The 24,154-nt window shown below is 50.3% G+C and carries 19 protein-coding genes and 2 tRNA genes; 5 read left to right on the top strand and 16 right to left on the bottom strand.

What is annotated here, in order from left to right:
- Window positions 1-82 precede the first annotated feature (82 nt).
- Window positions 83-1,414, bottom strand: coding sequence for a tyrosine-type recombinase/integrase (locus tag ACTIDN_RS04255; protein WP_441376094.1), 1,332 nt, complete (start codon window positions 1,412-1,414; stop codon window positions 83-85).
- A gap of 572 nt (window positions 1,415-1,986) precedes the next feature.
- On the bottom strand, window positions 1,987-2,979 hold the full coding sequence (gene galE / locus ACTIDN_RS04250) for a UDP-glucose 4-epimerase GalE (RefSeq protein ID WP_441376093.1): 993 nt from the start codon (window positions 2,977-2,979) through the stop codon (window positions 1,987-1,989).
- 232 nt (window positions 2,980-3,211) lie between these two features.
- Between galE and ACTIDN_RS04245 the strand changes: the two genes are divergently transcribed.
- Window positions 3,212-3,643, top strand: a complete 432-nt coding sequence (locus tag ACTIDN_RS04245) for a DUF4186 domain-containing protein (RefSeq protein WP_441376121.1) — start codon at window positions 3,212-3,214, stop codon at window positions 3,641-3,643.
- A gap of 48 nt (window positions 3,644-3,691) precedes the next feature.
- On the opposite strand, the gene ubiM is transcribed toward ACTIDN_RS04245, so the two are convergent.
- From ubiM to ACTIDN_RS04200, 9 genes are all read right to left on the bottom strand, one after another.
- Window positions 3,692-4,975: a 5-demethoxyubiquinol-8 5-hydroxylase UbiM gene (ubiM, locus tag ACTIDN_RS04240; RefSeq protein ID WP_441376092.1), complete on the bottom strand. Its 1,284-nt coding sequence runs from the start codon at window positions 4,973-4,975 to the stop codon at window positions 3,692-3,694.
- Complete coding sequence (locus ACTIDN_RS04235; protein WP_441376091.1) at window positions 4,890-5,480, bottom strand: nitroreductase family protein; 591 nt, start codon at window positions 5,478-5,480, stop codon at window positions 4,890-4,892. Before ACTIDN_RS04235 ends, ubiM begins: the two co-directional genes overlap by 86 nt.
- A gap of 20 nt (window positions 5,481-5,500) precedes the next feature.
- Window positions 5,501-5,875 (bottom strand): histidine triad nucleotide-binding protein, encoded by a 375-nt coding sequence (locus ACTIDN_RS04230; protein ID WP_441376090.1) that lies wholly within the window; start codon window positions 5,873-5,875, stop codon window positions 5,501-5,503.
- Window positions 5,875-6,375, bottom strand: coding sequence for a phosphoribosyl-ATP diphosphatase (locus ACTIDN_RS04225; protein WP_441376089.1), 501 nt, complete (start codon window positions 6,373-6,375; stop codon window positions 5,875-5,877). Before ACTIDN_RS04225 ends, ACTIDN_RS04230 begins: the two co-directional genes overlap by 1 nt.
- Window positions 6,372-7,160 carry an imidazole glycerol phosphate synthase subunit HisF gene (gene hisF, locus ACTIDN_RS04220; RefSeq protein ID WP_441376088.1) on the bottom strand — a complete coding sequence of 263 codons (789 nt, stop codon included), beginning with the start codon at window positions 7,158-7,160 and terminating at the stop codon, window positions 6,372-6,374. The genes ACTIDN_RS04225 and hisF overlap by 4 nt, the downstream gene beginning before the upstream one ends.
- Entirely contained in the window at window positions 7,160-8,497 is a 1,338-nt protein-coding gene (gene hisA, locus ACTIDN_RS04215; protein ID WP_441376087.1) for a 1-(5-phosphoribosyl)-5-[(5-phosphoribosylamino)methylideneamino]imidazole-4-carboxamide isomerase, read from the bottom strand. The genes hisF and hisA overlap by 1 nt, the downstream gene beginning before the upstream one ends.
- Window positions 8,497-9,159: an imidazole glycerol phosphate synthase subunit HisH gene (hisH, locus tag ACTIDN_RS04210; RefSeq protein WP_441376086.1), complete on the bottom strand. Its 663-nt coding sequence runs from the start codon at window positions 9,157-9,159 to the stop codon at window positions 8,497-8,499. Before hisH ends, hisA begins: the two co-directional genes overlap by 1 nt.
- Before the next feature lie 114 nt (window positions 9,160-9,273).
- On the bottom strand, window positions 9,274-9,870 hold the full coding sequence (hisB, locus tag ACTIDN_RS04205) for an imidazoleglycerol-phosphate dehydratase HisB (protein ID WP_441376085.1): 597 nt from the start codon (window positions 9,868-9,870) through the stop codon (window positions 9,274-9,276).
- 85 nt (window positions 9,871-9,955) lie between these two features.
- Complete coding sequence (locus ACTIDN_RS04200) at window positions 9,956-12,001, bottom strand: NAD(+) synthase (protein WP_441376084.1); 2,046 nt, start codon at window positions 11,999-12,001, stop codon at window positions 9,956-9,958.
- 189 nt (window positions 12,002-12,190) lie between these two features.
- Between ACTIDN_RS04200 and ACTIDN_RS04195 the strand changes: the two genes are divergently transcribed.
- A tRNA-Gly gene (locus ACTIDN_RS04195) sits at window positions 12,191-12,265 on the top strand.
- A gap of 540 nt (window positions 12,266-12,805) precedes the next feature.
- On the opposite strand, the gene ACTIDN_RS04190 is transcribed toward ACTIDN_RS04195, so the two are convergent.
- Entirely contained in the window at window positions 12,806-15,778 is a 2,973-nt protein-coding gene (locus ACTIDN_RS04190) for a glycosyltransferase (RefSeq protein WP_441376083.1), read from the bottom strand.
- A gap of 416 nt (window positions 15,779-16,194) precedes the next feature.
- Here ACTIDN_RS04190 and ACTIDN_RS04185 point away from each other — a divergent pair, with 416 nt between their 5' ends.
- Together ACTIDN_RS04185 and ACTIDN_RS04180 are read left to right on the top strand one after the other, a co-directional pair.
- Window positions 16,195-17,619, top strand: a complete 1,425-nt coding sequence (locus ACTIDN_RS04185; RefSeq protein WP_441376082.1) for a beta strand repeat-containing protein — start codon at window positions 16,195-16,197, stop codon at window positions 17,617-17,619.
- 103 nt (window positions 17,620-17,722) lie between these two features.
- Entirely contained in the window at window positions 17,723-20,497 is a 2,775-nt protein-coding gene (locus ACTIDN_RS04180; protein ID WP_441376081.1) for a glycosyltransferase, read from the top strand.
- On the opposite strand, the gene ACTIDN_RS04175 is transcribed toward ACTIDN_RS04180, so the two are convergent.
- Window positions 20,498-21,379: a rhamnan synthesis F family protein gene (locus tag ACTIDN_RS04175; protein ID WP_441376120.1), complete on the bottom strand. Its 882-nt coding sequence runs from the start codon at window positions 21,377-21,379 to the stop codon at window positions 20,498-20,500.
- A gap of 182 nt (window positions 21,380-21,561) precedes the next feature.
- Here ACTIDN_RS04175 and ACTIDN_RS04170 point away from each other — a divergent pair, with 182 nt between their 5' ends.
- Window positions 21,562-21,831: an HU family DNA-binding protein gene (locus ACTIDN_RS04170; RefSeq protein ID WP_048838945.1), complete on the top strand. Its 270-nt coding sequence runs from the start codon at window positions 21,562-21,564 to the stop codon at window positions 21,829-21,831.
- Window positions 21,832-21,957: 126 nt separating this feature from the next.
- Here ACTIDN_RS04170 and ACTIDN_RS04165 read toward each other — a convergent pair whose 3' ends face one another.
- The 3 genes from ACTIDN_RS04165 to ACTIDN_RS04155 all read right to left on the bottom strand — a co-directional run bounded on the left by ACTIDN_RS04165 (window position 21,958) and on the right by ACTIDN_RS04155 (window position 24,113).
- The gene (locus tag ACTIDN_RS04165) at window positions 21,958-23,193 is read right to left on the bottom strand and encodes an MFS transporter (RefSeq protein ID WP_441376080.1); all 1,236 of its coding nucleotides are present in this window, start codon (window positions 23,191-23,193) and stop codon (window positions 21,958-21,960) included.
- A 126-nt stretch (window positions 23,194-23,319) separates the two neighbouring features.
- Window positions 23,320-23,394 (bottom strand) — tRNA-Gln (locus tag ACTIDN_RS04160).
- Between the two features lie 53 nt (window positions 23,395-23,447).
- On the bottom strand, window positions 23,448-24,113 hold the full coding sequence (locus tag ACTIDN_RS04155; protein ID WP_441376079.1) for a TetR family transcriptional regulator: 666 nt from the start codon (window positions 24,111-24,113) through the stop codon (window positions 23,448-23,450).
- Between the last annotated feature and the right edge of the window lie 41 nt (window positions 24,114-24,154).

Raw genomic sequence — 24,154 nt, 5'->3', positions numbered from 1 at the left:
CGCTCCGGCTTTTAAGCAATCAGAAACTAGCAAAAAAGGTACTATTGGCAAAGGTATGTATTTCAAAGTTTGTGCCTTCACGTTACCGCCATAAAGGTATTACGTTTGCCCCCATTCCCTCGGGTGCCAAACCGGAAGCCACATTCAGCACATGCGCGGCCCATGCATCCAGCGCAGCGGCTCTCTCCGTTAGGAACTCATGGCGCTGATACACGGCGGCCACGCCGCTTATGGTGCCCTCTATATGGTTCAGCACCCTATCAGCCACATGGGGGCCAATGCCTAAGCGGGCCATTGTGGTGACCCCCGTGCGCCGCAGGTCATGTAACCGCCACCCGTTTACTGGCAGGGCGGAGGGCTTTTTTTCCGCATTTTTTTGCCCTCCGGAGCTATGAGAAGCCCGCTCCTGTACCATGAGGGCTTCAAGCCGTTCCTTGGCATCAGAAAAGCCAGATATTGGCGTTTTGCCCGTATTGGTGAAGACCAGAGGCGAGATAGCCCCGGTTTTGGCATCTGTCTGCCTGTGCATAGAGGCAAGAACCTGTCGTGCAGGGTCAGACAGGTGCACAATGTGTTCTTTGCCATTCTTGGTGCGGCTGGCCGGAATGGTCCATGTGGTCAGGTCTGGCGTTATTTCATCCCACCTCATGCCAGCAACCTCACTCCGGCGCTGGAGGGTCAGAATAAGCAGCTTAAAGAACGGGCCAAAGGCGTAGGGCATCTGGCAGGCCGCCCGCCATGCAGCGCCTAGTTCGGCATCTGTCAAAACGCGGTTACGCGATACTTCCCGGCCTTCTATCACCACATGAGCAAATGGGTTGTGTTCCAGCAACTGGCGTTTAACAGCCCAAGCATACATGGCGCGGCCATAGGATTGCAGGCGGCGGGCAGTGGTGGGGTGGTTTTCTGCCACATCATCCAGCCGGTTTTGTATGTCTGTCACAGTCAGGGCATGGGCTGGACGGTCTAGCATATCGGCAAAATTATAACGCAGGCGGCGTGGTGCTTCTGTGGTGTGGCTCTCGCTACTATCTCGGAGGGCATTACTGGCCCAACGCTCCGTAAGTGCTGCAAAGGTCAAAGCATTGGCAGCGGCCTGCTTTGCGTTCTCTATGGCCTGCTGCTGGTGGGCGACTGCTATGGCCTTTTTCTCTCCGGCTGGGTCACCCCCAGCCAAAACCTTGCCCCGTGCGGCCTCAGCTAGCTTGCGGGCATGAGCAAGCGTCAGTTCTCCGTATTGCCCCAGCACCAGCCGCCGAGGCTTACCAGCAAAACGGTAGTTAAACAGGAAGGTTTTGCTGCCTGTAGCATTTACCCGAATGGCAAAGCCCTTCACCTCGCTATCTGTAAACATGGCATCCCGCTTTCCCGGCGGGCAGGTGAGGGCGTCTATTCCCGGCTTTGTAAACTTCATGCAGCACCTTTGTTACACCTGTTACACCTCACGAACCTGTGAGGTGTAACACTCTGGGTAGGGAAAAAGGCAGGGAAATCAATATATTATATATAAGTGTTACACCTGTTACACCTTGTACACCTCTTTTGGTGTAACACCGCCCCGCATTTTAGCCCCTGCACCCCCTGATGGGTTTTTCCGGAGTCACTCCGGAGTCATTTGAAATGGTAACCCGTGCGTCTTGTTGCGTCACCTTGCGTCATGCACCTGTGACACAGTGTGTAAAAACAAGGAGTTTTGCGGCTCCTTGCATCTTGTTGCGTCTTAACGGTATCTTAGCGCCACTGTCTCTTAATCAGCGGGTCCAAGGTTCGAGCCCTTGTGCGCCCACCAATCTTTTTGAAGATTGCGGTGGTCCAAAAACTCCTAATTTCCTAAAATATTCAACGTATTAGGCGGACATATTGTGCGCTTTGCGAGGACTTTTGCAGTGAGAAGATCACTATAATCGTCTCACTGCGTTGCTATTACATGGTGATTGAACACCGTTTCCAGCAATCAGAAACTAAGTCCGTTGTTGAAAATCTCTCTTACAGACCAGTTCCGTAACCATCGGGATTTTTTGATCGCCACAGGAAAGCTGTTTCAACAATAGCATCCAAATCAGAAAATTTTGGGTTCCATCCCGTTTCTGCTCGAATGCGTGAGGAGTCTGCTACCAGAACCGCAGGGTCTCCATCACGTCGTGGCGCCCATGCCCATGGTACCGGCTTTCCAGAAACACGCTCTACGCTTTTGATAACCTCGAGATTACTGAAGCCTTTTCCGTTGCCCAGATTATAGGTCACGGAACGGTCGTTCAGTTGGCCAATAGCGCGGATATGTGCATCAGCAAGATCAGTGACATGAATATAGTCGCGTACACACGTACCGTCTTGCGTAGGGTAATCATTGCCAAAAAGTTTTAAAGCAGGCCTACGGCCTAGCATGGCATCAATCGTTAACGGGATCAGGTGTGTTTCGGGTCTATGGTCTTCCCCAAGACGGCCCTTGGGGTCGGCTCCAGCAGCGTTAAAGTAACGGAGACACGCAGAATGCATACCATGGATGCGATCAGCCCAAAGTAGGGCGCGCTCAATGAAAAATTTGCTTTCTCCGTAGGGGGAGCCGGGATCAATAGGTGCATCATCTGCAATGGGTGGCGTACGATCTTCTCCGCCGAACAAAGCAGCAGTTGAGGAAAAGACAAACCGTTTAACCTTGTGACGGGCGCAGGCTTCAATCAAATTCAAAGAGGTTACCGTGTTACGGCGAAGATAATGATAAGGCTCAACCATAGACGCACCGACTAAAGACAGTGCTGCAAAATGGAGTACAGCGTCCCACGGGCCTTGTGCGACCACAGCATCAGTTGCGTGCGGATCAGCCAGATCTACTTTTTTAAACTGGGCACCTGCAGGAATAGCGGCCTGATGCCCTGTGCTGAGATCATCCAAAATGACAACGTCATGACCTGCATCAAGAAGGCTAAGTGCGACATGGCTGCCGACAAATCCAGCACCACCAGTTACGAGACAACGCATGGGCAAATTTTCCTAAATAGACTGGGTTGCTAAAGTATTTATAGATTTTTTCAAGAAAGGATAGCGGAGCGTCTCATTTCTTACTGAATACGAGATGTGTGAGAGCGGGCAAAGTAAGCTATTCTCTGGTATTGTACCGGGGATTGTGGTCCTGCCTACTGCCGTAAGGGAGTATCGCTTATGTTAGCCCTTGGTCGTAGTCTGCACGAAAAAAGAGGAAAAGGTGTCAGACATTAGGAAAGCAGTAAGTGAGGAATCTGCACTACAGGGTGATTTCTTTCTGACGAATGATGCAACTCAATTGCCCCGCGTTGAGCCTGATTTGTGGGCTCGTCTGGCACGGTCTGATTTTAGGAAGAAATTTCACCTTGGGCAGGCAGATCGTGCGTATTTAGCCAATAAAGGGTTTTCTACTATTTTAGATCATGGCGCTGATTTTATTGCGCGTCGTCTGGCACCTGCTCACCCTGTTAAAGATGGGCGGCAAACACCTTGGAAAGGGCACCCTGTTTTTGTTGCGCAACACGCAACCGGCACCTGCTGCCGTTCCTGCTTGGAGAAATGGCACGGTTTTGGCAAGGGAAGGGCGCTGTCTGACCAACAGCAGGCTTATATTCTGGCGGTTATAGCTGAGTGGCTTTGTCAGGAAGAAAAGCGGCTGTAACGACCAGAATAATCAGGAGTGGTCCGTCTGATTGCTCAGTTAAGAGGGTTAATGAGATGCAGAATGCCGGTCCATCAGTAAGGATGTCACGACGGATTTAAATGGCGTGAAGGCATCTGCCAGCCTGATGCCGGTTTCTCTTAAATGACGGAAGGGCGCACCGTCATGGGTATAGAGAGAGGCGATACCATTCGTTCCGGCAAATAAGGGGGCGGTGGCGAGACGATGCCTCTGCTCAAAGCGGCGCAGACCAGACGCAAGGCCTGCATCACCACATTTGGACACACTCCTCGCGACTTCTTCGGCAAGTGTTTCCTGCCCCTTCAGGCCCAGATTAAACCCATGCGCTGTAATGGGGTGCATTCCCACGGCTGCATCTCCCACCAAAGCCAGACGACGACTTGTAAAGCGATGAGCGTAAACACCTTTCAAAGGGTAAGCATGACGTGTGCTGACCAAACGCATGGTGCCCAGACGATTGCCTACCCGATTCATGATGTCTTTATTGAAGTCATCCTGCGGCAGGGAAAGCTGCCGTTGAATATCTTCAGGCGGCAAGGTTAGCACGAGAGAGGACGCCATGCCGTTAACTGGCAGCAGGGCAATTGTCTGTCCTTCATCAAACCACTGTGTTGCAACGTTATGATGTGGGGATTCATGGGCCATGCGGCACACCATCATGGTGCGTTTGAAGTCATGTATAATGGCCCCAATGCCAGCCCGTTGGCGAGTAGGAGAAAAGCGGCCATCTGCTCCAATAACAAGCTGTGCTGCCAGTTGCGCCTTATTGTGATGAATAACCGCATGGTCAGGGTTCTGGCGAACCGTCTCGACAGAGACTCCAGAGAGTAAAGTGATGTTCTGATGGGCTGCCGCCGCGGCATAGAGGGCACGGCGGATCTGGTTGTTTGAAACAAGCCAGCCTAGCGCCTCTACGCCACGGCCATTGGTATCAAACCTTAGAGGATGCGGAAACTTACCAGTTTCAACTCGCGCTTCACGCAGGGGGCATATAGCTGTTTCCGGAATATGCTGCCATGCACCGAGATTTTTTAGAATATTGACGGAGTGGTGTGTCAGAGCAATTTCCCGTCCATCAAAAGATGGTTCTTCCCATACAGCTTCCGGTGCGCGTTCCAGAACCGTGACAGTGAGGCCTGTTTTTGCAAGGGAAAGTGCTGTGGCGAGCCCAACCGGGCCTCCGCCAATAATGGCAACGTCAGTATGGGATACGGTGCTCATGTGCTTATTCTTTATCTGCTGAGAAAGAGACCGGTTTACCCGTCCAGTATGCCGTAAATTGCTCTGGTTCAGGGCGGCGTGGTGGCTCACACCGCTCTGCTGGAGTGCCAACAAACAGGAACCCGGCCAGTTTATGCGGCGCAGGCAAGCCCAGTTCTGCCGCAAGGACAGGATCTTCCGTAATGTCGCCAGATACCCAGATGCCACCAAAGCCTTTTGCATGCAGGGCATTGAGAACATTCATGGTTGCAGCAGCCACGGCCATTTCCTGTTCCCAAAGTGGAATTTTATGGTCAGGACGCAAATGCATGCCCAGTGCAATGACCAGTGGCATGGTGGAAAAACGCTGGCGGCGTTTGTTCAGTTTGAATTCGGGTGCATTCGCATCCAGCCGTAACATGCTGGCAACAACATGTTCTGCCGCCAGAGGGCGGGCATCGCCTTCAATAACAATATAGCGCCATGGGCGGAGTTTTCCATGATCCGGTGCGCGCATAGCCGCAGCAAGCACCTCAGATAATTGGTCTGCGGAAGGGGCGGGCTCTATGAGAGTATCAACAGAAGCACGGCTTAACAGCATATCCATAGGTGTCATGGGGAAAAACTCCGATAAGATCAGGCTGGGAACGCAGGAAGAGTCTTACCACCCATCAGGTGCAGGTGAAAATGCGGGACTTCTTGTCCGGCATTCTGGCCAGCATTTGTAATAAGGCGGTAGCCAGCGTCTTCCAGGTGCAAGTCTGCGGCAATGCGTCCGGCGGACTGCATGACACCTGCAATTTCTTCAGCGGAAGCATTTTTGCTAAAGTCTATGAAAGACACATAGGCTTTTTTGGGAATGATCAGGACATGCACAGGTGCCTTGGGTGCAATGTCGTGAAAAGCCAGAACCCATTCGTTCTCAAAGACTTTTTTGCACGGAATGTCACCGCGCAGGATTTTGGCAAAAATGTTGTCTGGGTCGTACGGACCAGTTCCATGAACAGCCATTACTTATCCTTTTTTGTCAAAGTCTGTTTAGGACGAGAGGCTTTTTCAGCAATGCCACTTGTTCCTTCACGTCGTTCCAGCTCTGCCCAGACGTCAGACGGCTGTATGCCGGCATCGACCCATAAAACAATAAGATGGTAGAGCACGTCAGCACTTTCGCCAACAAGAAGGTCTTTGCGTCCGGCAACAGCTTCAATCAAGCATTCGACAGCTTCTTCACCAAACTTCTGAGCAATTTTATAGGTGCCGCGGGAAAGCAGGCGTGCGGAGTGACTGATGCTGGGATCTGTACCCTTGCGGCTTTTTACAACATCAAACAAACGGTTTAGCACAGCACTGGTTGCAGTCTTGTCCAGAGATGTTTCAACTGGTGTTATTTCTTTTTCTGGAGCAGTTTTTTTAGGAGCAGCTGTTTTTTTGTTCTGCCCTTTGGCTCCATTTTTTCCGGATTGTTTGGGTGCTGCTTTTTCCATGGGTTTTGTGGTGACTTTCTTGGTCATGGGCGTGGAGATACCTGAAAAGGGGTAGGAGAGGGGCGAACAGGCAAGCCAGCCTCAGCCAAAGCTGATTTAACCTGCGAAATTTTGAATTGGCCAAAATGGAAAACACTGGCGGCCAGCAGGCCTGTGGCGCCTGCCTGCGTACCTTCTACAAAATGGTGCAGTTCTCCCACACCACCAGACGCCACGATAGGGAGCCGAACGGCCTGCGTGGCCGCCTTGAGAAGGTTAAGGTCAAACCCGGAACGTGTACCATCCCGGTCCATGGAGGTAAGCAGAATTTCTCCGGCACCACGCTCAGCCACTTCGCGGCACCAGTCAATGGCATCGCGCCCTGTAGGAGTGCGGCCACCATGGGTGTAGACTTCCCATTTACCGGGGGCGGACTGCCGGGCATCTACAGCAACAACCACGCATTGGCTGCCAAATTTCCGGGCTGCTTCGTTAATCAGGTCGGGGCGGGAGACGGCTGCCGAGTTCATGGCGCATTTGTCTGCTCCGGCCAGTAGCAGGCGGCGCATATCATCAGGTGTACGGACACCCCCACCCACCGTCAGTGGCAGAAAAATGCGCTCGGCGGTGCGGCCCACAACGTCCAGAATGGTGTCTCGGTTTTCATGGCTGGCAGTAATGTCCAGAAATGTCAGTTCGTCAGCGCCTGCTGCATCATAGAGGGCAGCTTGCTCCACGGGGTCACCAGCATCGCGCAGAGAGACAAAGTTGACGCCTTTGACCACACGTCCGTTCTTGACGTCCAGACAGGGAATAACGCGAAGTTTGAGCATTAACCAAGCACCTTGAGGGCTTCTGTCGGAGACACGCGGCCATCATACAACGCCCGGCCCACAATAACACCTTCAATACCGGGAGCGTGGTTTGCAGCTTTGCGTAGAGCAGCCAGATGCTCAACTGTGCCTACGCCGCCGCTGGCAATAACGGGAATGGTCACCGTATTGGCCAAGGCAACAGTCTGCTCAAGGTCCAGCCCTTCAAGCATGCCGTCCCGGCTTATTTCCGTAAAGATGATGGCGGCCACGCCAGCTTCCTGCATGCGGAGTGCCAGTTCCGTAGCCTGCATGTCAGAGACTTCTGCCCATCCTTCTGTGGCAACGCGGCCAGAGCGGGCATCAATGCCCGCAACAATGCGACCGGGGAACAGGCGGCAGGCTTCCCGCACCAGCGCCGGGTTTTTTACAGCGACAGACCCAAGAATAACACGCGTAACACCGGCTTCCAGCCAACCCGCAATGGCGCTCATATCGCGCAGACCACCCCCAAGCTGCATGGGAACGGTTGTTGCTTCCAGAATGGCCCGTACAGCCGGTGCATTGGCTGACTGGCCCTCAAAAGCACCGTTCAGGTCAACGGCATGAAGCCACTTGAACCCGGCATCACACCAGGCACGGGCTTGGGCGGCCGGATCATCGGAATATACAGTTGCATCTTCCATCTCTCCACGCCGCAGGCGCACGCAGGCACCATCCTTCAGGTCAATCGCGGGGTAAAGCGTCAGGGCCCGTGATTGTGACGGTGTGGAGGACTGATTGGTCTGGGTCATACGGGTTTCATCCACAACAGGAGTGGGGGAGGGAAGACGTGTGCCGTCAAGCAGCTTGGTAAAAAACAGGCCGGATACGGTTTGGTCACCAATGCGGGCATAATGCGGATGAGTGCCCCATTGTTGGAAGCCTGCTTTGCGGAACAGTGCAATTGCGCCTGCCTGCGTGTCAGGAATATCCACATTCAGGACACGATAACCCATGCTGCGGGCTGCATTTTCTACTTCGTGCAGCAGTTGTGACCCCAGCCCATGCTTGCGGGCATAGGGGGCTACAAACAGGTGCATGAGGCTGACGCACATGGCTTGGGCTTCGTTATTGCGCGGTGCCCGGACCAGTTGGGCACATCCGACAATGACTCCCTCCAGACGGACAGCAAACAGCATCCGTTCAGGAACCAGTAGTAACCCCTTGAAGTATCGTTCCAGAACCTGACGGCCTTGTGGTTGAATCCAGCCAAAGCCGCCGCCGTCTAGAATAGCGGCATCAACGGCCTCGCACAGTGCCTGAAGGTCATCTTCCTCAAGCTCAAGAACACGATGAACCGGTTTTTTTCTGGACATCAGTCTACCCATCGTTCCTGCGGCTGCCAGGCGAGAAAGTTTGCCATGATACGCAGGCCAACGGTCTGGCTTTTTTCTACATGAAACTGTGTACCGGCTACATTTCCATTGCAGACTATGGCGGGTACAGCGCCGCCATAGTCTGTGGTGGCCAGCAGAGTTTCGGGCTGGCCGTGTTGTAGTGCGTAGGAGTGAACAAAATACCCGTGCGGTGCAGTACCCAGCCCGTCTGTCAGTGGGTGGGCCCGTGTCAGGTTGAGTTCGTTCCACCCCATTTGGGGTAAGCGCAGGCCGGGAGCTGCCATGAGGGCAATCTCTCCCTTGATCCAGCCCAAACCGGGGGTTTCACCATGTTCCAGCCCGCGCTCAGCCATAAGCTGCATGCCTACACAAATACCCAGAAATGGCGTGCCGTTTCGGGTGGCGGTAAGAAGCGCCTCTCTCAGCCCCGGTTGAGCGGCAAGCCCCTGTGCGCAGTCTGCAAAAGCCCCTTGACCGGGCAGGATAATACGGTCTGCTTTCAGAACTGTTTCTGGCGCATTGGTAATGCAGACAGAGGCAGAAACCCCAGAAAGTTCAGCCGCACGTGCAGCAGCGCGCGCTGCGGAGGCCAGATTGCCTCCTTCATAATCAAGGACAGCAATGGAGAGAGACTGGGTCATGGGACCTCGTACTTCTTGGTCCTGAGGGGAAAATAGGGGAGACCCTCAGGCAGCCAGTATTTGCCAGACAGGTTAGCAACAGGAAAAACGCCGCCAGCAGGCGCGAGGGTGTGTTTACAACACTCCCTTGGTGGAGGGAATGGCACCCTGTGCACGGGGGTCCTGCTCTACTGCCATTCGGAGGGCTCGTGCCAGAGCCTTGAAGGCGGCTTCAGCAATATGGTGGCAGTTTTTTCCGTCTTTCTGGTTCAGGTGCAGTGTTATCATGCCAGACATGGCAAATGCCCGGAAAAATTCTTCCACCAGTTCGGTATCCAGTTCACCAATCCGGTCGCGGTCAAATGTGGCGTTGAACGTCAGGAAGGGCCTGCCGGAAAGGTCCACCACCGCCTCACACAAAGCTTCATCCAGCGGGACCAGAGCGTGGCCAAAGCGGCGTACACCACGTTTGTCTCCCACAGCCTGACGAAGTGCCTGCCCAAGGGCAATGCCGGTATCTTCAACTGTGTGGTGGCCATCAATATGCAAGTCACCCTGCACCTTGACTGAAAGGTCAAGCAGCCCGTGCTTGGCAAGGGCCGTCAGCATATGGTCAAAAAACCCTATGCCTGTCTGAATGTCAGCCTGTCCTGATCCGTCCAGATCAAGAGTTATGGCAATATCTGTCTCGCTGGTAACGCGATGGAGGGTGGCTTGGCGCGGTGTGGTCATGGTGCAGCTTTATAACGCAAGAGCGTGGGGGATGCCATTGTGCTTGCGGCATCTCGTACGTTTTGCCGTGCGAGAGCTGTTAGTATCAGGGTACGGCCTGCTCCAGATCCTCCAGCCAAAGCCGGGCGTTACCGTCTGAGGGAGCGCGCCAGTCTCCACGTGGGGACAGGCTGCCGCCTGCCATGATTTTCGGCCCGTTGGGCATGGCAGAACGTTTGAACTGACTTGTGGTGAAAAAACGATGGAGAAACACACCCAGCCAGTGCTTGATGGTTGGGAGGTCGTAGGCTTTGTGTTCAGCCTCCGGAAAGTTGGGTGGCCACTGGCCGGTTTGGGCATCCTGCCATGCATGAAGCGCCATGAACGCAATGCGGGACGGCGTAAAGCCGTAGCGGAGCACATAAAATAGCGTAAAATCATGCAGCGCGTAGGGGCCGATCAAGCTTTCAGTGCTCTGAGATTTACCTTCTGTTGCGGGGACCAGTTCCGGTGAAATTTCCGTTGCCAAAATGGTGGAGAGCAGGGGGGATACCGTCTCTGAAAAATGACCCGAGGCGATGGTCCAGCGAATAAGATGCTGGATAAGTGTTTTTGGTAGGCCAGCATTCACATTGTAATGCGCCATCTGGTCACCTACGCCGTACGTGCACCAACCCAGCGACAGCTCTGAGAGGTCTCCCGTACCAATGACCAGACCGTTATGCATGTTGGCCAGACGGAACAGGTAGTCCGTCCGCAGCCCTGCCTGCACGTTTTCAAACGTAATGTCATGCACAGGCTCTCCTTTGGCAAAAGGATGCCCGATTTCACGCAGCATGAGTGTTGCGGAAGGGCGAATATCAAGCAGTTCGTTCCCTGTGCCGAGTGCCGCCATGAGCGCTTGAGCACTGGCGAGTGTTTTGTCTGTCGTGCCGAAGCCGGGCATGGTGTAGCCAAGTATGGCTGACCGCGGCCACCCCATTTCGTCTGCTGTACGGGCGGCAACAAGTAACGCGTGCGTGGAATCCAACCCGCCGGAAACGCCAATCACCATCGTTTTGGCGCGGCTGGCCTTTAGACGTTGCTTGAGGGCAGTCACCTGAATGGTAAAGGCTTCAAAACAGTCCTGCGCCAGGCGGGCTGAGTTGCTGGGTACGAACGGAAAACGGGCAAGGTCCCGCTTCAGGCCAAGGTTGGTCAGCGGTGGGGCCAGTGTGCTGGCAATGCGCCGCCAGTTAGGCACTCCCCCGGCAACAGCCTGTGCATTGGCAGTAAATGACCCCATACGCAGGCGCTCCTGCGCCAGTAATGTCAGGTCAATATCAGCCATGACTGTACGACCGCCTGTCGGGAAGCGGTCACTTTCCGCTAGGAGTTCGCCATTTTCAAAAATGGAGATTTGGCCATCCCAAGCAAGATCGGTTGTTGACTCTCCTTCTCCAGCCGCAGCGTAAATATAAGCAGACAGGCAGCGTGCAGATTGGGCGCGGCACAGCAGTGTGCGGGTTTCTGCTTTGCCAACTGTGATGTCACTGGCAGAGGGGTTGGCAAGGATGGTTGCACCTGCCAGTGCGGCAAACATGCCGGGAGAAGCGGGAACCCATAAATCTTCACAAATTTCTACGGCCAGACAGAAGTTCGGCACGTCTGAGGCTTCAAAGAGCAGGTCTGTTCCAAAAGGAGCCCGGGTTTCCCCAATAACGATGGTTTCGTTGCGGAGGGTGGCGCCGGCGGTAAAGTGCCGGGCCTCATAAAATTCCCGGTAGTTTGGCAGAAAACTTTTGGGAACAACCCCCAGAATTTTACCATGATGCAATACCACCGCGCAGTTATACAGCGCAGAACCGTGGCGTAGTGCGGCCCCGATGACGAGAATAGGCAACAGAGTGCGGGTTGCTGCGGCAAGCTCTGTCAGGGCTTTGTTTGTGGCGTTTAGAAGAACTTCCTGCTGGCGGAGGTCGTCAATAGCGTAACCAGAAAGGCTCAGCTCCGGAAAAACACAGATGGCACAGCCTTCTTCTGAGCACGCTGTGGCGGCGTCCAGTATACGCTGCGTGTTGGTGGCTGGGTCAGCCAGGGCTACAGGCAGCGTGCAGGCAGCAACCCGAGCAAAGCCCTGATGATATAGCGCATGAAAGTTGGACCCAGACACGGCGTTGCCCTCCCGTTTAAGCAGCAGTCAATGATGATTGCAGAGATGGCGCAGGCCGCCAAGCGCTTGTCATCCCGAAGAAATAGCGGTTTCACAAGGCACCAGAAGGCCTTGATATAAAAAAGTAAAAAAAATTGATTTTCCCTCTTGCGCAGTTTCTCAAACCCCCGTAGAAGGAGGCCATCCGATGCGGGCGTAGCTCAGGGGTAGAGCACAACCTTGCCAAGGTTGGGGTCGTGGGTTCGAATCCCATCGCCCGCTCCAGATTTTCCTAAGAAAGTCTGGAGCTTAAACAAATAGAAAATAATTTGTTTAGCCGCATCGCATGTTTTCCTTATGAGAAATAATAAATACACGTTTAATGTTTTGCTACTGACACGCCGATAGTGTTTGGCAGCGATAGGTCTTAGCCGTGCGACTACTGATAATATGTTTTTCGCAGTGTTTTTTCACAAGAATGCCGCGGATCATAGAAATGCGCTCTGTAGAAACGCAATAGCTCTCCTTATGGGGGAATACTATATGCGCAGAGAAAGCCGGGTATTCTGTTCTATTTGAGGCCGAGACATAAAAGATTACTCACGGTTATGTTTTACTTAACTGGAACTCCCTCAAGACCAGATGCATGAAGGCGATATTTATTGTCTGCTTAAAGGACAACCTGTCAGTGCACGAGACAAAGCAGTGTTTTGGCAAACTTTCCTGAAGTGAAGTCCTTTTGATACGGCATGTGGCAGCAGATCCAGGCAGATTGAGAACGTGCGTGTGGAGGCTTATTTTTTTAGCTATTGCAAGCGGTAGCGATCAGCGTGTGGTTCTTACGTCTTTTTGCACGAGTTTGATCCATGGATGACGGTGCTCAAGAAGTGCTATTACATTTTGTTTGTGATCATATTTTTCTGTTACGGACGAGGTCATGGAATGGCCGTGAACCCGGTATTCAGCCAGAATTTCTGCCACATGTGTGCCTTGTAGCCCTAGCTCGGCCATGGAGCACCAGAGATCATAATCCTCCCATCCCATAGCGTCCTTTTTTACATAATAACCGCCGCAAGCTGCCCACGCCCATTTGGCAATAAGGGCCATTGCATCAATATAGTTGCCGGCTTGCAGGCGTGAGGGTGTGTAAGGTGATTGCCCTAAAATATGGTCTGTCGCAGCATCTCCAAATTGCTGCTGCATGGGGTAAGCATATGCTGTCATGGGTGTTGCAGCAGCTAAAAGTGAGGCGCAAGCGTTTGGTAACAGTTTATTATCTGCGTCCAGCGGGAGGAAATAAGGGGTTTCTGTGTAGGCAACCCCGCAGTTACGTGCCGCACCGAGACCCGAATTATGCGTTGTTTGAAGCAGCACAACTCTATTGAATCTATGTACGTGACGCTGCATCCATTCCTGCACAAGTGTTACGGAAAAATCGGTTGATCCATCATCAACAACGATCAGATCAAGCGCCTCCAGAGTCTGGAGGCGTACAGATTCCAATGCATCTAGTAAATAACGCTCATAATTATATGAGGTGATAACAACCGAAATATCTGAGATATTAAGAGTATCTTTTTCAAAAAGTATTTTACATTTGGCAATATGGGGCAGGGACCTTGCACGGTAGGAGTGACGTGCGATCTGAAGTTCAAATTCCTGACAGGATAATTCCTCACTTTTAGTGCTATCAAATATATTTTTCAGGATTTTTGATTGTCTTTGTATGCTACAATACCAGAGGCAACCATGATAGGCATTCAAGCCCATCCTGTCCCGAAGTTCTTTATTTTCAATAAGGTTTATAAGAGCTGCATGCCATTGCTCTATACTGTTAGCTAAGAAACCAGAAACACCATCCTCAATACAATCCCGATATGCCGGGAGAGGAGAGCTAATTAAAGGAATATTGCAGAGCGCAGTCTCAAGGAAAAATATCTCTGATTGAGAGGTAAAATAGAGATTGTCAGTAGGATAAGGCAAAAGTGCAATATCGACATCTTCCCAATTTATCATTCTGTTATTATTTGTTTCTAGTTTTTTCCATATAATTTGACCCATGTGAGGCCTGAGTTCAGAAAAATTCTTTTCTATATAAAGTTTTTTATCGGTAATATCCTCAGTGAAAAGCTTTAATTTAACGTGAGAATGTTTTTTTAGGATGCTGCAAACTGTTTTTGATATATATTTGAAAAACATGATATTTTTGGAAATATCATAGCAAACAGCAAGGGTAAGTGACGAGTTATCTTCAAAGATACGCTTTTTACGAAAATTATTTCGTCCGTACTGCCAAGTTATAGAATCAAAAATATTTGGAAGTGTATAAGATATAGGACGATTTACCCTAAGAGTTTGGGTAAGAGTCTCGGTCGTGGTAGTGCAGATATTGGACCGCACCAGAGTACGCCATAATGTATAAAAGTAGGTTTCTAGTTGTTCTTCACTGAGTGAGGACGAAAACTGATTTACTACACTTTCTGATCGTGCCAGTTCCGGCATACACAGAAGATTATCCATATCAAAAATAACAGGCATTGAACGCTCACGCGCAATCTGCATCATAATGCTGACATGATCACTGAATTCAACACGGTAAAAAACAAGAAGAGTCGCCCAGTCAATGTCATCTGGCCCTATTTCGGGGCACGGCTTTAACTGTACAGCATAGCCGGCAAGCCGTGCTGCTTCCGCATTATGAGCACAGCGCTGTGTAAGATATTCAGCGTCTGTATCACCAATAACAAACAGAACTCGTCCTGATACATTCTCCGAGAAGGATTTTTCTATTTTTTCGTTATTGTCACAGACAATATCAATATTATTTTGAGAGAAAGACTGAGGTATTTGTGAGGGAAAAGATGGCGGTGTGGGGAGTGTAGGAATAAAAACACCAAGATTTTTATTCAAGATAATACGGGCAATATCTTTCAGAATATTTCTTGGTTGTTCAAAGAAAATTTTGAGAGAGGTAAGATTGTCTTGAGTCTGAAGAACTTTATGGGAAAAGGTGAGCCAGTCGTCTTCTCTTTCTTTCATTTTTTCTAAAAATGACAATAACTCTTGGTTCTGTTTTGAGAGAGAATCAATTTCAAAAGACTGTTCAGTAATTATTTTTTCTTTTTCTAAAGCCTCAATCATTAACAACCGGGCTTGAACATTTATAGCGCCATTTTTCTCTTTGACTTTTTGCAACGATATTAAAAGAGCCTTTGTCGCCCAATGATCAGCAAAAAATTTACACTTCTCCAGAAACAGGAAACGCTTTCTGTTGGGGGCGTTCTGAGAAGTCTGAACAAGCGGTGACAACCGATGGGATGTTTTGGGCGTTGAGAGGATAGTAAAGCCCGCCCCGTAATCTAGAAATGTTCTGGTAAAAGAGGGGGGTAAATCTAAGGTGTGAGACTCAAAACCTTCAAATAATACGATACACCCCTCAGGCTGCTCTTGAAGCCATTTTGTGGTTGCTTCTACGCTCGTATTAGTTGGGTTGCCGCAATAATATACGCAATTGTCGTAGATCTTGGTAACAGGAATCGAGTCGTATTCGTGAAGCAGAATAGGCGCTGACTGTGCTTTGATAACGCTGGTGAGTGTCTGGATGACAGTCTGGCTTGCGTTGATAAGGATGAGGTGGTCCGGAACAAAAGTGGACAGAATCCAATTGGTCAATGGCATGAACGCACATCCGCGGGTGTCCTCGTCGACAAGGGTCACATGCAGGAACAAGGGAAGGAGGTTGCTTGTTTCTGCGTGTGAAACATTTTGTGTCGTACCGAAGTGTGGCAGTGTGTTCATGGGTAAAAATAGGTCTCGTTTCTATTTGAGTGTGAAGATTAGCAAGAAGATAGTTTTGGTATGCCCATCATGAAATTATTTTAAGGGTAATATCGATAAAGCTGAAAGTAAATAATGAAAGCCTTAGTAACGATGTGGCAAAGCCGACCGCGTTCACTCAGAAAATCTATCGCTAAACATAAAAATATTAATAAATGTTTCTTGTTTTTTTTCTGTAATACACGAGTTTAAGAGAAGAAACGCGCGGTATAATTTTATTAAACCGGCACTAAAAAGCCACTATAGGGCAGTCAAAACCTAATTCATGCTTGCAATAGTGCATAACTTCGTCCTAAAACTGATCCTGACACTAATATGCCTTTCACATAGAGGGTTTCTTCTGTGTTTCAGGCAGTTGTTGAAAAAAGGACGGAAATATGGCGCTACTCACCGTTGTCGGTGCGTCAGGGAATTCGGTTCAGGTTACGGTAGATGGTGCCGATAAGTCAGCACTGGTGAAGCAGGCTCAGGGTCTTGCGTCACAACTCGGAAGTGAACTGTCTTCTTTAGACGTACGTAATCTTGCTGCGGGCTCTTCAACCTTCAGTGGCAACCAAGCTGGTTACGGGGCTATTACTGCTTCTGGCGCATATAGCGTAGGCGGTAATGTTCAGTGGCTCGCGGTTGGTTCGGACGCAACAAGTCAGGCTGGTACGGCTCTTGCTGGTTGGGTTAACCTTGATGCAACTAAAGGCACAGCCAATAACCTGACAGTTCTGGCGGGCACAAATGCTGGCGTGAACTTCCGCGCTGGTAGCCAGAGCGGTACGTTCTTGGGTGGTTCTGGGGATAACTTCTTCCAGGGCAGCAACCTGAACAACGCGGGCGATTGGAAGATCTCTGTTGGTGACGGTAACAACGTCATTAATAGTGGTAATGGCAACAATACCATTACGTCTGGCCTTGGTGACAACACCATTACCTTGGGTAAAGGTTTTAACCAGGTCCATTCAAACGGTCAGGACACCATCACGGCGTCTACCGGTACGCAGAACATTACGCTTAGCGGTGCAAGTTCTACGGTAAATGTTGGTGACAACTCTCTTGTTGTTGATACGGCAAGCAACCAGCAGATTACTGTTGGCGGTAGCAGCACGGTTGTAGGCGGTTCTCAGGACCTCGTAACGCTTGCTGGCACCACAGGTACAGTAACCGGCGGTGAGCTGAGCACGATTTCTGCGGCACAGGGCGACTTCATGGTTGCCAATGCTAAAAACGCAGACGTCAATATCATTGGTAACCTGACCTTTAAAAATGGTACAGGCGAAACAACGATCACTGCTGGTCAGAGCACGATCTACGGTGCAGAAGGTCTAGACGCACACGTTAATGCGACGAGCGCAAATTCGCTGTTCATTGCAACAACGGGTAACCAGACACTTGACGGTGCATCTTCCATCTATGGTATCCATGCATATGGCGCGGATTCCGGCACCACGGCACAGACCTTTATCGGTGGCTCTGGCGCTTCAGCAGCAGATACGCTGGTTGCAGGTACGGGCAACGCAACTCTGACCGGCGGCTCTGGGGCTGCAAACGTCTTCGGGTTCCGTAATGGCGTTGCTGGTGCAGATTACATGATCACTGACTTTGGTAGCGCTGCTGGTAACTCCGTGTTGCTGGTTCATTACGATGCAGCTTACCTTAATAATGGTCAGGGCTACACTAAGGACAACTTCCAGAAAGTCCTTGATGCAGCTACACACCAGAACGGCAACACGACCATCACTCTGTCCGACAACAGCAAAATTACATTTGTTGGTGTAGACAGCTTGAACGTTAACCAGTTCTCTGGTTTCTAATTCTAAACGCGTTTTAGAATTGATGTTGTTAAAAGAAACCGGGTCCGTAAGGCCCGGTTTTCTTTTTAGTTTACTTCAAAACGAACAAAGTTAGATGCTGGCTATGACCCCCTCAGAAAAGCCTTCCTCGTCTTCCAAGCAAGCCCATCTTGAATCATTGCTGGAAAGTTATCAGGCCAGCATGACAGTTCAGGATATGAGGATGGGTGGTTTTCTTAATGAAACACAGCATCTGAGGCACCTTGTTGAGAACCAGCGCAATACTCTGTCCTGGCGCATTACGGCTCCTTTAAGAGTTATCAGGCATCTGTCAAAAGGGCAGCTTCCGACAGGCGATAAGATTACTTATGTTTTGGGGAAGATCTGGACAGTTTATCATGAAGAGGGATTTAAAGCGCTCTGGAGTCGAATACAGGCACGTTTGCCGCGCAAACCGAAAGCGTCACGGAGCAGACATGAAGCGTCGCCAGTAGAAAAATTTACCAGTAAACTAGATATATCTGAAAAAATAGAAACGATTGAAGATCAGTATTTAAGGCCAGTTTCTGCTCATTCTGTATCTGATTTTTCTCCTAGTTATTTGATTATTGCTGAACTAAGCTTAAGGCAGTGCGCTAAATATCGCGTTTGGCAGAAGCAAGAACAGCTTGAGAGTCTCGGTTGGCATGTGCGTGTTGTAGACTGGCGAGAAACATTCGTTGCCCTCACAGCGCTGCAAACATGCACCAATGTTATATTTTACCGCGTCCCTGCGTTTGAATCCGTTGAGAAGCTGTTAAATGAAGCAAAGCGGCTTAATCTACCAACATGTTGGGAAGTTGATGATCTTATTTTTTCTGAAGATCATTATAAGAATAATGCCAATCTGGATTCCCTCAGTTCTTCTGAGCGTGAAATGGTCTTTTCAGGCGTAAAGCTTTTTAGGAACTGTTTATTATCGTGCGATAAGGCTATTGCGTCCACTCGTATTCTTGCACAGGAAATGAGGAATGCGGGGGTAAACGAAGTTTCGGTTATTGAAAATGCAATAGACGAACAAACACTTTCTATTTCCAATCAAATTTTTCAAGAACATTCTACTCTTGATCATGGTGCAGAAGAAATTCGTATTGTTTATGGGTCAGGAACAAAAACTCATGATGCAGACTTCCTTGTTGCAGCAGACGGTATTGTGGCTGCTATGCTGGAAGATGAACGGTTAACTTTGCATATTATTGGTGATCTAACAGTACCAGAGGTATGTAATAAGGTAAAAAGCCGTATCAAAACACTGGAAGGACGTGATTATGCATTGTATATGCGCCTCCTTGCTCAAGCAGATATAACAATATCCCCTTTAGAAAAAACCATATTTAATGATTGTAAAAGTAACATAAAATTTCTGGAAGCGGCAGTTCTTTCCGTACCTGTTATATGCTCACCGGCTGATGCTTTTATGCAGGTGGTCCGCGATGGCGAAAATGCGATGATAGCAAGAACGCCACAAGACTGGAAAAATGCAATTCTTAGCCTTGCATCTGATAATGCGAAAAGAAAAGCAATGGGCCGGGCAGCCTACCAAGATGCGTTGGATCGCTATAGCCCTGAGAACATTACTCAGCAGCAGATTTTGCCAGTATTTGGGAAGCCAGAACATAAAAAGAAACCTGACCTTTCTGTTGTTTCGGTAAATGTTTATTTCGCACCAAGGTCTTTCGGCGGTGCCACATTTGTTGCTGAAGAGATGGTCAAATATCTCACTCAAAAACCTGATATCACCGTAAGTGTTTTTACGTCACGACCGGATATGGAATGGCGGGCGAACGCAGCGATACGTTATAGAGTATATGACTGTAATGTTATGGGCGTAAGGGTTCCGCCTGATGGGGACAGAGTGGCGGGGATTGATAATCCCTTGGCAACAGAATCCTTCAGGCAATGGCTACATACTGTGCGACCTGACATCGTGCATTTGCATGCCACTCAAGGTTTGGGTTTGGGGTTAACTCGGGCCTGCCTGGAAGCTGGAATTCCCTATGTTATTACGTTGCATGATGCGTGGTGGTTATGTGATCGCCAATTCATGGTGACTGGAGAAGGAAATTTCTGTTTCCAGAATAAAATTGATTTACGTATCTGCCAGATGTGCGAACCAAGTGCCAGACATCTGCATGAACGTGCCACCATGATGAGAGTAGCGTTGCGGAATGCAGCACTTTTGTTGGTGCCCAGCCAGTCTCATAAAAATCTGTTTATCGCGAACGGTATTCCAGAAGAAAAATTCGTCGTAAACAGGAATGGTTTTGTTTGGCCCGCAAAACCAAGAGTGCCCCGTAAACCGGGGCAGCCATTACGCTTTGGCTATGTTGGGGGTGCGGAGACCGTTAAAGGATACCCACTTATTCGTAAAGTTTTTGAACACTTAAAGACTGGTAGATGGGAGTTAATGCTTGTTGATAACAAACTGAGTTTGGGTATTCGGTCTGTTTTTCCTGAAGCATGGAAAGTGAAAGGGGTGATTAAAACAGTTCCCGCATACACGCAGTCAACTATGGATAATTTTTATAATGGTATTGATGTCCTGCTGTTTCCCTCACAATGCAAAGAAAGCTATGGTTTGACGGTAAGGGAAGCTTTGGCGCGTGATATCTGGGTTGTCGTGACAGAGCCCGGTGGACAGGTAGAAGACGTGGTTGAAGGTGAAAACGGAACCATAATCCCTATTGGGTCCAACCCCATTCATTTGCAAAAAGCCGTAGAGGATCTTCTGTCAAAAGAAGCTGCACTTTTGACTTATGAAAACCCGCACAAAGACAGATTGGCAACTTTTGATATGCAGGGGCGTGAATTGGAGGAAATTTTACGTACGATCGTGGGCGAATACGCTCAGGCGGACTAATTATTTTTTGATACCCCAAGAGAGTGGTAAATAGCGGTCAAGCTGTGAAAGGGCGTAATAGACCATACGGCCTTTCCTGTTTGATGGGAGTGTTTTGTAGCGTGGAGGTGTGTGCGCCAGATACTCTTCAATCCATGCCGGGTCAAAACTTGAGTGTTGCGGGATCAGGGTGCGCCACTCGGCTAATTTAGGAATATGGTAAGGGTTATCCCTCAAAAGTTCCTGTTTTAAAAAAGGAACGTTTCCGGAGCGCAGTCCTGAGCGCCAATAGGCATGTGTGGGATTGGCGGGGAACAAACGCGCAAGAGGGGATGTCATATCGCTCCACAGGGTATGAAGTGGAATGGCGTTAGCTGCCAGAGCAACAGAGAGCCCGAGTTCTCCATGCCATATAATTTCCTGACGTGACATATCCGCAAAGGGAAGAGCCATTACGCGTTGCACTGCGGCACTTTCCCACACGTCCTGAGAAAAGCCGATAAACCAGGATTGAATATGTGGTGTAACAGCTCGTGACCCTACAAGCCCCCATGTCGGGCGGCTGTTGGCTTGTAGACGTTGTAAGAGTGGCGGTAAGGGAGCAAATGGCCCAAATACGCTGTCGTTAGCCAGAAGAATATACGGTGCCCCTTTTGTAACACCCTGTGCAGCAAGAAAGCTCCATGCGCCGAAGTCCAACCCACCATTTTGTCTGCACGAGATATGGATGCCGTAGTGGGCACAAAAATTAAGAGTATCTTCTGTAATAACAGAGCACCCTGAGAGTATAACCTGCAGAATAAATCCGCAGGACTGTAAGTTTTTTATGTAAAACCGTGTATAATCAGGTAGATTGCCTGAAGGTGCATATGTTGCAAACAAACACACTGACCCTGCAGGCATGACGGGGGTAATAGGATCCTCCCCTGACTTTTTGCTGACTGGTGCGGCAGAATTTGTAAACGTAAGCATTTTTAAGTTGGTTTTTTCGTGAAAATATGACTACTAAGCGGCCAGAGACGTTGGTTATCGTAACCGAATAATTGTTACTGACATAGTACTATCCGAAGGGAGCTAGGTTCTCAATGAGCAAGGCCTTTATTGCCGCCGTGATTCAGGATTCGATTGAATGCACGGGTGTTGCCGCCAATCAGGCCGCAAATGATTTGCTGGATGCAATTGTTGAAGAACTGAAACGTGAAGGGGGCTTTACGCTTCCGTCTTTCGGTACTTTTACAGTGCGTAAAACCAAAGCCCGCAAAGCTTTGAACCCCCGCACCGGTGAGCCTGTTAAAGTGAAGGCTGGTAAAACTGTTCGGTTTAAAGCAAGCCCGAACCTGAAGAAAGCCGTTTGAGCGTTTCAGCGCGTTTGGCTGGAGCCTGATTGTCTCAGGCTCTTACTAAAAAAACCGCTCCGAAGGGATACCTTCTGGAGCGGTTTTTATTTTTGGACAGAAATAAAAAGTGTGTTTTGGGGGCAATTAATCGGGTTTGATGTCTTCCAGCCGGTCGAGTTTACGCAAACCGGGAAAAAGCGCCATCCATACGCCAGTAATTAGTAATGTGCCTACTCCCCCCAACACTACGGCAGGCACAGCACCTATAGCACTCGCTAGCATACCGCTTTCAAATTCGCCTAGCTGGTTGGACGAGCCGATAAACAGCATGTTCACGGCTGAAACACGGCCCCGCATATCGTCCGGTGTGCCAAGCTGGACCAGTGAACTGCGGACCATAACACTAATGACGTCCGCCCCACCTAAGACCGCTAAAGCCAGCACGGAGAGGGGGATGGACTTTGAAAAACCAAACAGAATTGTTGCGACACCAAAAATGGCTACGGAGAGAAACATCCATTTTCCCGCATGACGCCCGAGCGGATATCGTGCCAGCACGGCTGCAACCAGAAGGGCTCCTATTGCCGGAGCCGCCCGTAGCAGTCCAAGCCCCCATGGGCCAGCATGCAGGATATCAGTGGCGTAAAGGGGGAGCATGGCAGTCGCGCCACCGAGCAATACTGCAAACAGATCCAGCGAGAGTGCACCCAAAAGAGTTGGCCGCCGCTTGAGAAAAGCGATGCCCCCGAAAACCGCTGCCAGACTGGCAGGTTGTTTTGCGCGGGCGGGAAAGCGAAGCCGCATTGAAGCTGTAGCGCAGGCAGCAATGCCAAAACCTACGGCACAAAGTGCGTAACAGATATCAGCTCCCAAACCATAGAGCAGTCCCCCTAATGACGGACCGGCAATGGAGGCAACTTGAAAGAGTGAAGAGGAGAGAGCGGCTGCGCGCGGGAAAACGGCAGGAGCAACCATGGACGGCAGGAATGTCTGCTGGGCTGGCATTTCGAATGAACGGCACACACCAAATAAAGCAACCAGTGCATAAATCATGAACGGGCTAAGATGATGCGTAAAAGAGGCAACCGCCATGAACGCAGCCGAAACGGCTTCAATGGTTTGGCAGGTTATGACGATACGCCGCCGGTCGTGTTGGTCTGCCGCGTGGCCTGCTGGAAAAATAAAGGCGACCATGGGCAGAAACTGAGCAAGCCCCACGAACCCTAACGCAGCAGCACTATGTGTTAGGGCATAGATTTGCCACCCCACAGCAACAGCCTGAACCTGCGAAGAAAAGGCAGAAAGTGTGCGGGCCGTCAAAACAGCTTTCAGGCCGGGTAGGGAGAGGAGGGGCGTTTCCGCTGCCATATCGTGCGTCATGGTTCTGTCATAGCAGAATACTGTGGTCCGAACAGACGGCGGCTGTAAACGGATGTGTGAAGACACATGACGAACTGCCTGTATGTGCAGCGTTACGAAAAACAGATGTAATTTTTAGAAGGAAAATGGCTGGGGCGGGAGGATTCGAACCTCCGCATGGCGGAATCAAAATCCGCTGCCTTACCGCTTGGCTACGCCCCACCAGAAATGTGGTTGGCCCTTATTAAGACCAACTGGAGTGTTTCGTAAAGAGACTATACGTCGTGTTTTTCATCAAAAGCATGATTTTCTGTAGATGAAGCGAACGTAAACTCGGCTTCGGGAAATTCCAGATCTGGCAGATCACCATTGCTCTGGCCCGTATCAGCCGGAAATAGGTTGAACCGCGCAGCTTTGTCCAACGCCTGATCAAGGGCTGCCATGGTGCTGCCCATATCTGCACTATCGTCTTTTTCCCAAGCCCGCAGGGTATGCGTCCAGATACCAACCACCATATTGACGCGCAGCACACCACCTAAACCGGTGACGCTAATGCCAGCAGCATCGGCCATCCAGCGCATGCTCTCAAAAGTAGCCCCCCCCAAGAGCAGGGCCATCGGGGGGTCAAACGGCAGGGCGTGGAGCACGGATTTAATACCGTTACGGTACAGTTGGAACACGTCCAGCCGACGCATTAACAGGTCAAAGAGGCGCTCGCGTGCACTGCCGCTTGTTGTGTCATCTGCCAGAGCTGAGTCATCAGCAATACGACCCAGCCTTAGCAGCAGGGAGCCACGGAAAGGAAACCGTGTGCGGGTTTCCGCAAACGACAGGCCAGCCGCACGGGCGGCATCTAGGAGAGAAACAGAGGCCCATCCGCGTTCTTCCGCCTGTGTCATTGCGGCGGAAAGGAGAGTTGTATCGAAGTCGTCGGAGTCCATGCGAAAGGCCTGTGTAACGGGAGTAAAAAATAAGACTGCTG

Source organism: Acetobacter sp. (genome assembly GCF_052102375.1).
In the GTDB taxonomy this organism is placed as follows: Bacteria; Pseudomonadota; Alphaproteobacteria; order Acetobacterales; family Acetobacteraceae; genus Acetobacter.
This window is presented reverse-complemented; position numbering and strand designations above follow the sequence as displayed.